At 75.1% G+C, this 14529-nt stretch carries 12 protein-coding genes; 6 read left to right on the top strand and 6 right to left on the bottom strand.

What is annotated here, in order from left to right:
• The first annotated feature begins 121 nt into the window (after positions 1-121).
• The 5 genes from O7603_RS13900 (at position 122) to O7603_RS13920 (ending at position 5713) form a co-directional block, all read left to right on the top strand.
• Complete coding sequence (locus tag O7603_RS13900) at positions 122-712, top strand: PadR family transcriptional regulator (protein WP_281576123.1); 591 nt, start codon at positions 122-124, stop codon at positions 710-712.
• Positions 709-1443: an ABC transporter ATP-binding protein gene (locus O7603_RS13905; protein WP_281576124.1), complete on the top strand. Its 735-nt coding sequence runs from the start codon at positions 709-711 to the stop codon at positions 1441-1443. Before O7603_RS13900 ends, O7603_RS13905 begins: the two co-directional genes overlap by 4 nt.
• On the top strand, positions 1440-4256 hold the full coding sequence (locus O7603_RS13910) for an FtsX-like permease family protein (protein ID WP_281576125.1): 2817 nt from the start codon (positions 1440-1442) through the stop codon (positions 4254-4256). Before O7603_RS13905 ends, O7603_RS13910 begins: the two co-directional genes overlap by 4 nt.
• Positions 4257-4365: 109 nt before the next feature.
• Positions 4366-4866 carry a nitroreductase/quinone reductase family protein gene (locus O7603_RS13915; RefSeq protein WP_281576126.1) on the top strand — a complete coding sequence of 167 codons (501 nt, stop codon included), beginning with the start codon at positions 4366-4368 and terminating at the stop codon, positions 4864-4866.
• Positions 4867-4975: 109 nt separating this feature from the next.
• Positions 4976-5713 carry a nucleotidyltransferase domain-containing protein gene (locus O7603_RS13920; protein WP_281576127.1) on the top strand — a complete coding sequence of 246 codons (738 nt, stop codon included), beginning with the start codon at positions 4976-4978 and terminating at the stop codon, positions 5711-5713.
• 15 nt (positions 5714-5728) lie between these two features.
• Here the strand turns inward: O7603_RS13920 and O7603_RS13925 are convergent, their stop codons facing one another.
• Both O7603_RS13925 and map read right to left on the bottom strand, forming a co-directional pair.
• Entirely contained in the window at positions 5729-6445 is a 717-nt protein-coding gene (locus tag O7603_RS13925; protein WP_281576128.1) for a VIT1/CCC1 transporter family protein, read from the bottom strand.
• A complete protein-coding gene (map, locus tag O7603_RS13930; RefSeq protein ID WP_281576129.1) occupies positions 6442-7299 on the bottom strand; it encodes a type I methionyl aminopeptidase in 858 nt (285 codons plus the stop codon). Before map ends, O7603_RS13925 begins: the two co-directional genes overlap by 4 nt.
• Positions 7300-7393: 94 nt before the next feature.
• Here map and O7603_RS13935 point away from each other — a divergent pair, with 94 nt between their 5' ends.
• The gene (locus tag O7603_RS13935; RefSeq protein ID WP_281576130.1) at positions 7394-7708 is read left to right on the top strand and encodes an STAS domain-containing protein; all 315 of its coding nucleotides are present in this window, start codon (positions 7394-7396) and stop codon (positions 7706-7708) included.
• A gap of 108 nt (positions 7709-7816) precedes the next feature.
• On the opposite strand, the gene O7603_RS13940 is transcribed toward O7603_RS13935, so the two are convergent.
• From O7603_RS13940 to O7603_RS13955, 4 genes are all read right to left on the bottom strand, one after another.
• The gene (locus O7603_RS13940) at positions 7817-11464 is read right to left on the bottom strand and encodes a SpoIIE family protein phosphatase (protein WP_281576131.1); all 3648 of its coding nucleotides are present in this window, start codon (positions 11462-11464) and stop codon (positions 7817-7819) included.
• Positions 11465-11587: 123 nt separating this feature from the next.
• Complete coding sequence (locus O7603_RS13945) at positions 11588-12310, bottom strand: gamma-glutamyl-gamma-aminobutyrate hydrolase family protein (protein WP_281576132.1); 723 nt, start codon at positions 12308-12310, stop codon at positions 11588-11590.
• A gap of 46 nt (positions 12311-12356) precedes the next feature.
• Positions 12357-13124 carry a 3-oxoacyl-ACP reductase gene (locus O7603_RS13950; RefSeq protein ID WP_281576133.1) on the bottom strand — a complete coding sequence of 256 codons (768 nt, stop codon included), beginning with the start codon at positions 13122-13124 and terminating at the stop codon, positions 12357-12359.
• Positions 13125-13129: 5 nt separating this feature from the next.
• A complete protein-coding gene (locus O7603_RS13955; RefSeq protein WP_281576134.1) occupies positions 13130-14485 on the bottom strand; it encodes an aldehyde dehydrogenase family protein in 1356 nt (451 codons plus the stop codon).
• Positions 14486-14529 lie beyond the last annotated feature (44 nt).

The raw sequence follows: 14529 nt of genomic DNA on the forward strand, positions 1-14529 counted from the left end.
TCCCACCCGCCTCACCCGTCATCGCCGCCCAGTCCGTCCGGTCGCCGAGCCGGCCGGGCGGACAGGCCGGAAGACGGCGCTCGGCTTGCAGGTCGCATACCAGGTATGCATACTCCGGGCCATGTCCATCCGTCACGGGCTGCTGGCCCTGCTCGAACGCGGCCAGATGTACGGCTACCAGCTGCGGGCCGCGTTCGAGGAGTCGACCGGCTCGACCTGGCCGCTGAACATCGGGCAGGTCTACACCACGCTGTCCCGGCTGGAGCGGGACGGGCTGGTGCGCCCGCTGCCGGAGAGCGAGGCCGGGCAGCGCCCGTACGAGATCACCGACGCCGGCCGCGCGGACCTCGCGCTCTGGTTCGCCACCCCGATCAGCCGTACCGACCGACCCCGGGACGAACTGGCGATCAAACTGGCGCTGGCGCTCACCACCCCCGGCGTCGACGTGCAGTCGGTGGTGCAGACCCAGCGCAGCGCGACCATGCGGGCGTTGCAGGAGTTGACCCGGTTGAAGTACGCCAGCGACCGGCCCGAGGACCTGCCCTGGCGGCTCGTGCTGGACGCGATGGTGTTCCAGGCCGAGGCGGAGGTCCGCTGGCTGGACCACTGCGAGACCAGCCTGGTCCGGTACCGTCCGCCCGGTCCGCGCCCGCAGGTCGCGGCTCCGCCGGCCGGGACGGACCGACCGGTCGACGAGGAGGCGCGGCGGTGAGCGGACCGGACGGCGCGGTGCTGGAGCTCCGTGACGTCCACCGCACCCACGGCGCCGACGCCGCCGCGGTGCACGCGCTGCGCGGGGTGAGCGTGACCGTCCGGGCCGGGGAGCTGGTGGCCGTGATGGGCCCGTCCGGCTCCGGCAAGTCCACCCTGTTGGCACTCGCCGGTGGGCTGGACAGCCCCACCGCCGGTGACGTCCGCGTGGAGGGCCAGCCGCTGGCCGCGCTGGACCGCCGCAGCCTGGCCCAGCTGCGCCGGCGCCGGATCGGCTACATCTTCCAGAACCTGAACCTGATCGGCAGCCTGAGCGCGGTGGAGAACGTCGCCTTGCCGCTGGAGCTCGACGGCACCGGCGTGCGGCGGGCCCGCAAGCTCGCGCTGGCCGCGCTCGCCGAGGTGGGGCTGCCGGAGTTGGGCGACCGCTTCCCGGACCAGCTGTCCGGCGGCCAGCAGCAGCGGGTGGCCATCGCCCGGGCGCTCGTGGGCGAACGGCGGCTGGTGCTGGCCGACGAGCCGACCGGAGCGCTGGACTCCCAGACCGGTGAGGCCGTGCTGCACCTGCTGCGCCGCCGAATCGACGCCGGCGCCGCCGGGCTGCTGGTCACGCACGAGGCGCGTCACGCCGGCTGGGCGGACCGGGTGATCTTCCTGCGGGACGGGGTGCTGGTCGACTCGACCGCCCCGCTCGGCAGCGTCGAGCAACTGCTGACCGGCAGCGGACGGTGACCGTCCGGCCCGGCGTACGGTTCCGGCTGCCGGCCGGCGTCCGGCCCCCGTCGCGCGGGCGGCGGCCCACCCCGGCCGGCGCCGGAGGCGGCGCCTCGGGCGGGCGGCGGCGCACCGCGGAGCTGATCGGCTCGTGGCGGGCGGCGCTGCGCATCGCCCGCCGGGAGGCCCGCCGGGCCCGGGGCCGGACCGCACTCGTGCTGGCCATGATCACCCTGCCGGTACTGGTGCTGACCTTCCTGGCCGCCAGCTACGACATGGCGGAGCTGACCCGGGGCGAGCGGATCGACCGGCAGCTGGGGAGCGCCGATGCCGGGCTGCGCTGGGTCGGTGACCTGCCGATCGTCCAGGACGAATGGGGCGAGAGCTGGTACCCGAAGGGTGGTGACCAACCGGCGCTCGGCCGCCCGGCCACCACCGAGGAGGTGACCGCGCTGCTCGGGCCGGGCGCCCGGGCCACCGAGGTGCGCGGGTGGACCCCGGTGGACTTCCGGGTGGACGGCCGCGACGCGGAGCTACCCGGCCGCACGCTCGACCTCACCGACCCGCTCGCCCGCAGCACGGTGCGGCTGCGGGCCGGCCGGGTCCCGGTCGGCCCGGGCGAGATCGCCGCGAGCCCCGCCGCGCTGCGGCGCCTCGACGCCCGGGTCGGCGACACGGTCACCAGCGCCCGCGGCGCGCGGTCGTACCGGGTGGTCGGGGTGGTCGAGTTCCCGGACGACCTCGGACCGCTGATCACGCTGCACCCGACCGGCGCGCCGCCCGCCGAGGGCGCGCCGGACTCAAACTGGCTGGTCGACGTGCCCGGGACGGTGGACGCCGACCTGGTCCACCGGCTGAACGAGCGGGGTGTGGTCGTGACCACGCGGACCGCGACGGGGCCCGGCTTCGGCCCCCGGCTCGGGCCCGACCAGGGCCTACCGACCAGCATGAACGACCTGGGCACCGGAGTGTTGGTCGCTGGACTCGGGCTGCTGGAGGTGGTGCTGCTGGTCGGGCCGGCCTTCGCGGTCGGCGTACGCCGCCGGCGGCGGGATCTGGCCCTGGTCGCGGTGGCCGGCGCCGACGCCACCCAGCTGCGCCGGGTCGTGCTGGCCGACGGCGTGGTGCTGGGCTGCCTCGGGGCCGCCGCCGGGCTGGTCCTCGGCGTCGGCGCCGCGTTCGCCGCCCGGCCCCTGATGGAGGAGTACGTCTTCGGAGCACGCTTCGGCGGTTACCGATGCTGGCCGGCCGCGTTGGTGGTCATCGCGGGTGTCGCGGTGCTGGCCGGGGTGCTCGCCGCCCTCGCCCCGGCCTGGACCGCCGCACGGCAGGACGTCGTCGCCGGGCTGGCCGGCCGGCGCACCCCGCCCCGGCACCGCGGTCGGTGGCTGGTGCTCGGGCTGGCCCTCGCCACCGGGGGCGCGGCGCTGGCCGCGCTCGGCGCCGCCCGGACCGCGCCCATCGTGATCCTCGCCGGGCTGATCCTGGGTGAGCTGGGGCTCGTCTTCTGCACGCCCACGCTGATCGGTCTGCTCGCCCGACTCGGCCGGGCCCTGCCACTGGCGCCCCGGATCGCGCTGCGCGACGCCAGCCGCAACCGGGCCTCCGCGGCACCGGCGATCTCCGCCGTGATGGCCGCGGTCGCCGGAAGCGTGGCGCTCGGCACGTACCTGGCCAGCGACACGGCCCGCAACGCCGCCACCTACCGGCCCGCCATGCCGCCCGGGCACCTGCTGGTCACCCAACGCGACCCGGACGGGCCGCCACCGTCGCCCGGGCAGGTCGGCGCCGCAGCCCGGACCCACCTGGACGCCGACGCGGTGGCGCCGGTCGGGACGATCGGCTGCGACCCGGACCGCGGTCCGACCGCCATCTGCACCGTCAACCCGGTGCGGCCCCCGGAACGGGTCTGCCCCTGGGTGCCGAGCGACGTGCTCAGCGCCGCCGACCGGCGGCAGGCGCGGGCCGACCCGCGCTGCCACCTGAACGCCCGGGACCCCTATGGGATGTACGTCGAGGTGCTGGTGGACGACGGGGCCGCGCTGCCGATCCTCACCGGCGCGCCTCCGGCGGACGCGGCGGCGGCCGCCGCGGTGCTGCGTGCCGGCGGCGTGGTGGTGACCGACCCGAGTTACCTGCGCGACGGGCGAGTGGCGGTCGAGGTGGACCGGGGTGCGGAGGGCGGGCCGCCGGTCAACACGGTCAGCGTGCTGACCGGCTACGCCCTGACCGGTGGCATCGGCCCGGACCGGCTGCTGCTCTCCCCCGCCGCGGCCACCCGGCTCGGGCTGAGCTGGACGACGACCGGCTGGGCGGTCGCCGCGCCGACGCCGCCGGACCAGCGGCGGCTCGACCGGTTCACCGCCGCGCTGCGACCGTCCGGCGGGTACCTCGTGAACGTGGAGCGGGGCAGCCCGTCGAGCCAGGAGGCGCCGCTGCTGCTCCTGCTCGCGGCGGGCGCCGGGCTGATCACCGTGGGGGCCGCCGGGATCGCCACCGGGCTCGCCGCCGCCGAGGGCCGCGCCGACCTCTCCACCCTCGCCGCGGTCGGGGCCAGTCCGGGCGTACGCCGGCTGCTGTCGCTCTGCCAGGCTGGCGTGATCGCCGGGCTCGGCTCGGTGCTGGGCATCGTGGCCGGCCTCGGCTCGGCCGGCATCATCATCTTCTCGATCAACCGGCAGTACGCCGGCACCTGGCCGGTCGAGGACCCGTACCCGCTGGTGGTGCCCTGGTCGGCGCTCGGCGTCCTGGTGCTCGTGCCGCTGGTGGCGATGCTCGGCGCGGGCCTGTTCACCCGATCCCGGCTGCCGATCGAGCGGCGGCTGGACTGAGCGGGGGGCGGGCGGTACGCCCGACGGCACCGGCGGACGGGCCGGTGCCGGCGACCGGCCCCACCCGCCGGGGGTGTCGTCGGGACCGCCGGACCGGCACACTGTCCCGATGTCCGTGCTCGGAGCCCTCACCCGCCGCGTCGGCCACCACCGCTGGTTCGGTGCCGCCGCGCGCCTGCTCGTCCCGGCGGATCGAATGGTCGGGCGGCTCACCCGGGGCCGGGTGGTCGCGCTGGGCCTCATCCCGTCCCTGGTCCTGACCACCACCGGCCGCCGCTCCGGCAAGCCCCGCAGCAACCCCCTGCTGTACGTCCGCGACGGCGACGCCTTCGTCGTCATCGGTTCGAACTGGGGCCAGACCCACCACCCCGGCTGGGCGATGAACCTGCTCGCCCAACCCGGCGCCGAGGTGGACGTACGGGGCCGACGGATCCCGGTGCGCGCCGACGTCGCCACCGGCGCCGAGCGGGACCGGCTCTGGCATCTGCTGGTCACCGAGTGGCCGGCGTACCGCACGTACGTGCGTCGGGCCGGCGGCCGGGAGATCCGCATCTTTCGACTGGTCCCGGTCGGGCGCGGCGAGCCGGGCGGAACGGGCGAGCGTGGCTAGGGTGGTGCCAGCGGGGTGACCGGCGCGGGCGGTCGCGGCCGTCGGTCACCCTGACCGGCCGGCGGTGCGGCGGAGCTGTCCGCACAGTCGCGAGGCAGGGGTGGTCGGCGTGGACGCGAGCAGCGAGGACACCGAGGTCGACCGACACCTGGCCGATCCCCGGTGGACGGTGGCCGAGCGCGTGGCGGCGGCGGCGCGGCGGCGGTTCCCCGCCGACGTGCTCGCGGTCGCGGTGCACGGGCCGCTGGCCCACGGCGACGACGACGGTGGCGGTGACGGCGAGGTCGGGCTGCTGGTGGTGACCTACCGGCCGGAATCGGGGCCGAGCCCCGCCACCCGTCGCGTGGACGGCGTGCTGGTCGACCTCACGGTGGCCGGGGCGGACGACTACCTCCGGCAGGCCCGGACCATCACGCCGCTCTGGCCGCTGACCGCCGACCGCTACGTCACCACCCGCTCGCTGCACGACCCGACGAACTGGCTGCGTACCCTGCGCGACGAGCACCTGGGCCGCCTGGCCCGGGCCCGGCCGGCCGAGTTCAGCGCCGCCGCCCGGCAGGCCTGGTACCGGGGCTACGCGGCGCACGCCCGGGCCGCGCGCCTGGCCGAGTGGTACGAGACGGACCAGGCGCTGCTCATGCTCGGCGAGGCCCGGCTGGCCGCGGCGACGGTGAACGGCCTACTCGGCCGGACCTACTTCCGGGATCCCGGTGACGCGGTCCGCCGTACGGGGCTGGCCGGCGCGGACATGACCGAGGTGGGTGCGGTGCTGGCGCGCCAGTCGGCGGAGCTGGCCGCCCGGGGCCAGCCGGTCGACGGCACTGTGGACGATCTCCTCACGAGCTGACCCGCCCGTCCGCCGTCAGCCGAGGCCGCCCTGGACGCCGATCAGGGCGCCGATCCCGTAGGTCGCGGCGGCGGCCCCCGCACCCAGCAGCAGTTGGCGTAGCCCGCCGGACCACCAGGCCCGGTTGGTGAACCGGGCGACCACCGCACCGGCGGCGAAGAGACCGAGCCCGCCCACGCCGAGCGCCAGCCCGAGGCTGGTGAAGCCGACGAGGTAGGTCAGCAGCGGCACCAGCGCGCCGACCGAGAAGAACAGGAACGACGAGAACGCGGCGGCCCAGGGGCTCGGCTGCTCGTCCGGGTCGACGCCCAACTCCTCCCGGACGTGCACCCGCAGCGCCTCCTCCGGGTTTCGCCGGACGGTCTCGGCCACCTGCGTGGCGAGATCCCGGGGCAGCCCGCGGGCCACCCAGGCGTCGGCCAGCTCCCGCGCCTCCGCCTCGGGGTGCCGCTCCAGTTCCCGCCGCTCCTTGGCCACCTCGGCGGCGACCTGCTCGTTGGCCGACCGGACGCTGGTGTACTCACCCAGCCCCATCGAGATGGCCCCGGCCACCAGGCCGGCCGCGCCGGTCAGCACGATGCTGCGCGGCGACACGCCGCCGCCACCCACCCCGGCGATCAGGGCGATGTTGGTGACCAGGCCGTCCATGGCGCCGAACACCGCCGGCCGCAGCCAGCCGCCGGACACGTCCGCGTGGTGCGCCTCGCGCAGCGCCGCCGGGGTGTCGGTCACGGCAGGGTCAGGATCTCGTGCCCGTCTTCGGTCACCAGGATGGTGTGCTCGAACTGGGCCGTCCACTTCCGGTCCTTCGTGACCACCGTCCAGCCGTCGTCCCACATGTCGTACTGGTAGGTGCCGAGGGTGATCATCGGCTCGATGGTGAAGGTCATCCCCGGCTCCATGACGTCGGTGGGGCGCGGGCTGTCGTAGTGCGGCACGTAGAGGCCGCTGTGGAAGGACTCGCCGATCCCGTGGCCGGTGAAGTCGCGGACCACGCCGTAGCCGAAGCGCTTGGCGTACGACTCGATGACCCGGCCGATCACGTTGATCTGGCGGCCCGGGGCCACCGCCCGGATGCCGCGCATCATCGCCTCGTGGGTCCGCTCGACCAGCAGCCGGGCCTCCTCGCTGACCGCGCCGACGCAGAACGTGGCGTCGGTGTCACCGTGCACGCCGTTGATGTACGCGGTCACGTCGACGTTGATGATGTCGCCGTCCTCGAGCACGGTCGTGTCCGGGATGCCGTGGCAGATCACCTCGTTGAGGCTGGTGCAGCAGGACTTGGGGAAGCCCTTGTAGCCCAACGTCGACGGGTAGGCGCCGTGGTCGCAGAGGAACTCGTGCACCACCCGGTCGATCTCGTCGGTGGTGACACCCGGCTTGCAGTGCTCCCCGGCGAGCTGGGTCGCCTGCGCGGCCAGCCGGCTGGCGACCCGCATCTTCTCGATGGTCTCCGGGGTCTGCACGTGCGACCCCCGCCACTCCTGCGGGCCCTTCTTGCCCACGTACTCGGGACGGGCGATGTGGGCAGGCACCGGTCGCCACGGGGAGAGCGTGCCTGGGGTCAGCGGCGCACGGACGGTCATGGGACAAGCCTATCGCCGCGACCGACGTGAACCCCGCCACGGCCCGGTCCGACGGGTTGTTGCCCGGCCCGGCCCGCTGTGCCATCGTGTCTGCGTGGATCAAGGGGCAGTGCCGCCCGTCTTCTCCGCCACGGCGGAGACCGACGGTGATCAGCTCCGGGTGGTGGTGACCGGCGAGGTCGACATGGCGACCGCCGACACCATGTTCCAGACCGCGCTCCGGCAGCCGGCCGCGCGGCTGACGCTCGACCTGCGCGCGGTGACCTTCTTCGACTCGGCCGCGATCCACGCCCTGGTGCGGTTGGCCCAGCAGTTCCCGGGCACGATCACCGTGCTGCCGTCCCGGCAGGTCCGCCGAGTGCTGGACATCTCGGGCCTCGGCGAGCAGGCCTGGCTCGATCCCGCCTGAGCCCGCCCGGCGGTTCCGCGCCGGCGGCAGCGGACCGCCCGTCACGGCCGCAGCCGAGCGCCCGTCACGGCGGCAGGCCGCGTACGGACCGTCGCGTCGGCGGGCGGCTCAGCCCTGTAGTCGCCGGCGCAGTGTCACTTCGGTGCCGGTCGCGCTACGGCTGACCGACAGCTCCCCCAACGCCCGGATCAGCGAGAGCCCACGCCCCCGGAACCCGGAACCGGTCGACTCGCGCCAGTGCCCGCTGTCGCGCACCGTGGCGACGACCGTCCCGTCCTCGATCGTCACGTCGATGTCGACCATCGGCTCGGTCGGGGCGACCGGATGCTCGATGGCGTTGGCGGCGGCCTCGGAGATGGCCACGGTGAGGTCGAACAGGTCCGTCTCCCCGACGCCGTGGGCGACGAGGAAGTCCTCCAGCCGCTTGCGGAGGACGCTGAGTCGGGTCGGGTCGGCCGGCAGGCGCAGCGTGAAGCGGTTGGGCTCGGCCGCCTCCAGCGCGAGCACGGCCACGTCGTCGCGGCGTGGCCGGCCCTCGACGCGTGCCACCACGGCGTCGATCAGGTCCGTCACGTGCTCGCCGGGGGTGGCGGCGTCCACGCGCAGCCGCGCCAGAGCCGCGTCGATGCCGACGTGCCGGTCCTCGATCAGCCCGTCCGTGTAGAGCAGCAACCGGCTGCCGGCGGGCAACTCCCCCTCCAGGGTCCGGTACGCCGCGTCCGGTATGGCGCCGACCGGCGGCCCGAGCGCGCGGTCGTGCAGGAACGCCACGTCGCCTCCCCGGATGACCAGCGGGGACGGGTGACCGGCGCTGGCGTAGCGCAGCCGGCCGGTGCGGGGGTGGAACAGTAGGCAAACCACGGTCGCGAAGGACCGCCGTTCGGTCGAGCTGACCAGCCGGTTGAGCCGGGTCAGCGACTCGCCGGGGTCGAAGCCTTCCAGCACGTACGCCCGCAGCGCGTTGCGCACCTGGCCCATCGCGGCGGCGGCCTGCACGCCCTTGCCGACCACGTCACCGATGACGAGCACCAGCTCGGCGCCGTCGCGCGCGACCACGTCGTACCAGTCACCGCCGACCTCCACGTCGGTGGTGCCCGGCAGGTAGCGGCTGGCGACCACCGCGCCGGGCAGTTGGGGCAGAGCCCGGGGCAGCAGGCTGTGCTGCAACGTGGTGGCGATCCGGTGCTCGGCCTCGTAGAGCTGGGCGTTCTCCAGCCGTACGCCGACCAGCCGGGCGAGCTGGGCCAGCGCGGCCTTGTCGGTCTCCGCGCCGTCCCCGTCCGCCCGCCACACCCGCAGCTCTCCCCGTGGTTCGCCGCCGCTGCCGGTCAGCGGCAGCACGAACGACGGGTCGTGGCCGCTACGGCCCCCGGCGTCCGCCTCGACGCGCCTGCCACCCGCGGCGACCAGCACCCGGGCAGCCGCGACGAGGTCGAGCGCGTGCCGGGCGGCGACCTGGAGCACGTCCCCGGTGGACCGGGCGGTGTTCACCGCCACCGCCGCGTCGGCCAGCGCCCGGAGCCGGCGGATGATCTGACCGCGCAGCTGGCCCAGCTCGACGTTGGCCCGGACCCGGGCGATCAGCTCCTGACCGGAGAAGGGCTTGGTGAGGTAGTCGTCCGCGCCGACCGACAGGCCGGCCACCGCCTCGGCCGAGCCGGCGCGGGCGGAGAGCAGCACGATCGGCACGTCGCGGGTGCGATCGTCGGCGCGCAGGGCGGTCACCAGCCCGAACCCGTCCAGCCGGGGCATCATCACGTCGGTGAGCACCAGGTCGAACGCGCCCTCCACGGCCAGCCGCAGCGCCTGCGCGCCGTCGGCCGCGGTGACGACCTCCCAGGCCGGGGAGAGCAGCCGGGTGACGTGTTCGCGCAGGTCCGGGTTGTCGTCGACGACCAGGATCCGGCCCGCGCGAACGCCTTCGGTGGGCCGTCCGCCGGTGGCCACGGACTCCTCGGCGCCGGTCCAGATCGCCGTCTCCGCGACGTAGAGCCGGGCCTGCTCCGACCCGGCGGGTGCCGGCCCCCCGGCGTCGGCGACCCGCTCGGCGGGCAGGTGCGCGAAGCCGAACGGGACGGTCACGGTGAACACGCTTCCCTGACCGACCCGACTGGTCACCGCGACCTCGCCGCCGTGCATCTCGGTCAGATCGCGGACCAGCGCCAGGCCGATCCCGGTGCCCTCGTGGGTCCGGGCGCGCACCTCGGGCGCCCGGTGGAACCGCTCGAAGACGTGCGGCAGCTCGCCCGGGGCGATACCCACCCCGGTGTCGACGACCTCCAGGCGGGCCTTCCCGTCCACCGCCCGGACCCGGACGCGGATCTCGCCGTCGAAGGTGAACTTGACCGCGTTCGCCACCAGGTTGAGGACGATCTTCTCCCACATGTCGCGGTCCACGAAGACCGGCGCGGGCAGCGGTGGGCAGTCGACCACCAGGCGCATGCCGGCGCGTTCGATCGCGGAGCGGAACGTGCTCGCCAGGCGGGACGAGTAGTCGGCCAGGTCGGTGGGCTGGTAGCGGGCGGCCAGCCGGCCCGACTCCAGCCGGGAGAAGTCGAGCACCGTGTTGACCAGCTTGAGCAGGCGCAACGCGTTGCGGTGCACCACGGTGAGCCGGTCGGTGTACGCGGCCGGCAGCGCCGAGTCGGCCAGCAGGTCCTCCAGCGGGCCGAGCACGAGGGTGAGGGGGGTGCGGAACTCGTGGCTGACGTTGGCGAAGAAGTTGGTCTTGGCGCGGTCCAGGGCGGCCAGCGCGGCGGCCCGGTCGCGTTCCTGCTCGTACGCCCGCTGCTTGCCCACCGCCCGGGAGATCTGGGCCGCGACCAGGTCCAGGAAGTTCCGGTACTCGTCGGTGAGCGGCAGCCGGCGGGCCACGCCCAGCACCAGCGCGCCGACGGTCTCGTTGGTCGCCGTGACCGGCAGCACCAGCGCCCGGTCGGCCGCCGCGGCCGGCACCGGATCGAGCAGGTCGGCCACCGCCACCTCGGCTCCGTCACCGACCCGGGCGAACACCTCCGGCGACGTGCCGGCGGTCGCCGGGTCGACGCCGCTGGCCCCGGCCAGGGCGAACCGGCCGGCGTCGTCCCGGAGCCAGATCTGGGCGAAGGGCACATCGGCCCGGTGCCGTTCGAGCACGGCGGCGGCGGTCCGGCCCAGCTCGGCGACGGTGCCGACGTCGGCCAGCTCGGACCCGAGCTCGGCCAGCGCCCGGAGCCGACGCGCGCCGATCACCCGGCCGGTGGTCTCGTTCACGATGCAGAAAATGCCGGCGACCGCGCCGTCGACACCGATGATCGGGTCGTAGGAGACGTCGAAGTAGGTCTCCTCCAGGAAGCCGTGCCGATCGATCAGGAAGGGGTGGTCCTCGCCGCGGTAGGAGCGGCCGGTGCGGCGCACACCGTCCAGCAGCGGGCCGAGCACGTCCCAGGTCTCCGCCCAGGACGTCCGGGCCGGCCGGCACAGCGCGTCCGGGTGCTTGCTGCCGATCGTCGGCCGGTAGGCGTCGTTGTAGAAGGCCAGCTCGTCCTCGCCCCAGAACATGACGATCTGCGCGCTGGAGGCGAGCATCATGCCGACCGCGCCGGCCAGTGCGGCCGGCCACCGGGCCGGGGTGCCCAACGGGCTGCCGCCCCAGTCGAAGGCGCCGAGGTGGCGGCCCATCTCGCCGCCGGCGGCGAAGGCCGCGGCCAACGCCGGGGGCAACTCACCGTCACTCGGGAGTTGCCCCTCGTCCGCGCCCCCCAGCGCCGAACTCATGCGCCCTCCCGATCCGACCGCCGCGCCACCCAGCCGATGTCCCCATCCGCCGTGCTCCGCCTTGTACCCCGGCGGCGTGGCGATGTAACGCATGGGACGCGCGGGACGCTGTCGAGACCCGCGTCAATGACCCCGGTCCGACAGCTGCCCGGCGATGCGCTCGCCGGCGGCCCGGACCAGCGCGCCCACCGGCCGGGGGTCCGCCTCGTTCTCCGGGTGCCACTGCACGCCCAGCACGAACGGCCGGCCCGGATCCTCCACCGCCTCGACGACCCCGTCGTCGGCCCAGCCGCTGACGGTCAGCCGCCCCGGATCGGCCACCCCCTGATGGTGGTACGAGTTCACCCGGCCCACCCCGGCCATGACCGTGCCTGCCAGGCTGCCCGGCGCGAACCGGACCGGATGCGCGCCGTAGACACCCGGGGCGGGGCGGTGCCGCTCGTGCCCGACCAGCTCCGGCAGGTGCTGGTGCAGACTGCCGCCGTACGCGATCGCGAGCAGCTGCATTCCCCGGCACACGCCCAGCACCGGCAGCCCGGCAGCGAGCGCGGCGGTGAGCAGGGTCAGCTCACCCGCGTCCCGGGTCGGCCGGCTGTCGGTGCGCGGGGCCGGGAGCTGGCCGTAGCGGGCCGGGTCGACGTCGGCGCCGCCGGCCAGGATCAGCCCGTCCAGCACCCGCAGCACGTCGGCGTCCCGGTCGTCCGGGGGCAGCACCACCGCGCGGCCGCCGGACGCGGTGACCGCCCGGACGTACGCCTCGGGCACCAGCACCACCGGCACGTCCCGCCAGACCGCCCAGCCGGCCGGCTCGACGTACGCGCTGATCCCGATCAGCGGCCGCGTCACGTCGGCGGCACCGGTCGCGACCGCGGGGCTCGCCAAACCGGCCCGCTCACAGCGGGGTGACGTAGGCGCCGGTGATGCCGCCGTCGACCACGAACTGGGCGGCGGTCATGAAGGACGCGTCGTCGCTGGCCAGGAACGCGACCGCGGCGGCGATCTCCTGCGCCGTCCCGAACCGGCCCATCGGCACGTGCACCAGCCGGCGGGCGGCCCGCTCCGGGTCGGCGGCGAAGAGTTCCAGCAGCAGCGGGGTGGCGACCGGGCCGGGGCACAGGGCGTTCACCCGGATCCCCTCCCGGGCGAACTGCACCCCCAGCTCCCGCGTCATCGCCAGCACACCGCCCTTGCTCGCCGTGTACGCGATCTGCGAGGTGGCGGCGCCCATCAACGCCACGAACGACGCGGTGTTGATGATCGAGCCCTTGCCCTGCCGCCGCATGTGCGGGATCACGTACTTGCAGCAGAGGTAGACGCTCGTGGTGTTGACCCGCAGCACCCGTTCCCAGGCGTCCAGCCCGGTCTCCAGGATCGAGTCGTCGTCCGGTGGGGAGATGCCGGCGTTGTTGAACGCCACGTCCACCCGGCCGTGCCGCTCGACCACCCCGTCGAACAGGTCCCGGACGGCCGCCTCGTCCGCGACGTCCACGGCGACGAACTCGCCGCCCACCTCGTCCGCGGCCCGCTTGCCCGCCTCCGCGTCGATGTCCACGCAGACCACCCGGGCGCCCTCGGCGGCGAACCGCCGCACCGTGGCCAGCCCGATCCCGCTGCCCGCTCCGGTGACGACGGCCACCCGGTCCTGCAACCGACCCTGCACGCTGCTCACTCCTCCGTCGCGATGAACACGTTCTTGACGTCGGTGAACGCGTGCAGCGCGTCCGGGCCCAGCTCACGGCCGAGCCCGGAGCGCTTCATGCCACCGAACGGGGTCCAGTAGCGCACCGAGGAGTGCGAGTTGACGCTCAGGTTGCCGGACTCGACGGCTCGCGCCACCCGGACCGCCCGGCCGACGTCCCGCGTCCAGATCGAGCCGGAGAGGCCGTACTCGGTGTCGTTGGCGAGCCGGATCGCGTCGGCCTCGTCGTCGAACGGGAGCACCGAGACGACCGGGCCGAAGATCTCCTCCCGCCAGTGCCGGTCGGCCGGAGAGTCGGCGAGCAGCACGGTCGGGGCGTACCAGAAGCCGGGGCCGTCCGGGCGGGAGCCGGTGAAGGCGACCTTCGCGCCGTCGACGTAGCCGGCCACCCGCTCCCGCTGGCCCGCCGAGATCAGCGGGCCCATCTCGGCGGTGTCCCGGGCCGGGTCCTCCACCCGGAACCCGCGCACCGCCGGTTCGAGCAGTTCGAGGAACCGGTCGTACGCCGGGCGCTCGACCAGGATCCGGGACCGGGCGCAGCAGTCCTGGCCGGCGTTGTCGAAGACCGCGTACGGCGCGGTGGCCGCCGCCTTCGCCAGGTCGGCGTCGGCGAAGACCAGGTTGGCGGACTTGCCGCCCAGCTCCAGCGTCACCCGCTTCACCTGGGCCGCGCAGCCGGCCATGATCCGGGTGCCGACCTGGGTGGAGCCGGTGAAGCAGATCTTGCGGACCGCCGGGTGGGTGACGAAGCGCTCGCCGACCACGCGACCCTCGCCGGGTAGCACGGTGAACACGTCGTCGGGCAGGCCGGCCTCGCGGCCCAGCTCGGCCAGGCGGAGCGCGGTGAGCGGTGTCAGCTCGGCCGGCTTCAGCACGACGGTGTTGCCGGCGGCGAGCGCCGGGGCGAAGCCCCACGCGGCGATCGGCATCGGGAAGTTCCACGGCACGATCACCCCGACCACGCCGAGCGGTTCGTGGAAGGTGACGTCCAGCCCGCCGGGCACCGGGATCTGCCGCCCGGTGAGCCGCTCCGGCGCGCCGGCGTAGTAGTCGAGCACGTCCCGGACGTTGCCGGCCTCCCACCGGGCGTTGCCGATGGTGTGCCCGGAGTTGCGTACCTCCAGCCCGGCCAACTCCTCCAGGTGCGCGTCCACCAGGGCCGCGAACCGCCGCAGCAGCCGCGCCCGCTCCCCCGGCGCGACACCGCGCCACCGCTCGTACGCGACGGCGGCCCGCGAGATCGCCGCATCCACCTCGCCCAGCGAGGTCGCCGGAACCTCCGCGACAACTTCCCCGGTGGCCGGGTTCACCACACTCGTCACGCCCCCACCCCTCTCCGGTCCCCGCGATCGTGCAGTTTCCGCCC

The sequence above is a fragment of the Micromonospora sp. WMMD812 genome (genome assembly GCF_027497215.1).
In the GTDB taxonomy this organism is placed as follows: Bacteria; Actinomycetota; Actinomycetes; order Mycobacteriales; family Micromonosporaceae; genus Micromonospora.

Excerpts from the sequence above, each read along its gene's own strand:
- O7603_RS13940 (WP_281576131.1), bottom strand. The coding sequence starts at position 11,464 with ATGAGTTCGGCGCTGGGGGGCGCGGACGAGGGGCAACTCCCGAGTGAC.
- O7603_RS13900 (WP_281576123.1), top strand. The coding sequence starts at position 122 with ATGTCCATCCGTCACGGGCTGCTGGCCCTGCTCGAACGCGGCCAGATG.
- map (WP_281576129.1), bottom strand. The coding sequence starts at position 7,299 with ATGACCGTCCGTGCGCCGCTGACCCCAGGCACGCTCTCCCCGTGGCGA.
- O7603_RS13915 (WP_281576126.1), top strand. The coding sequence starts at position 4,366 with ATGTCCGTGCTCGGAGCCCTCACCCGCCGCGTCGGCCACCACCGCTGG.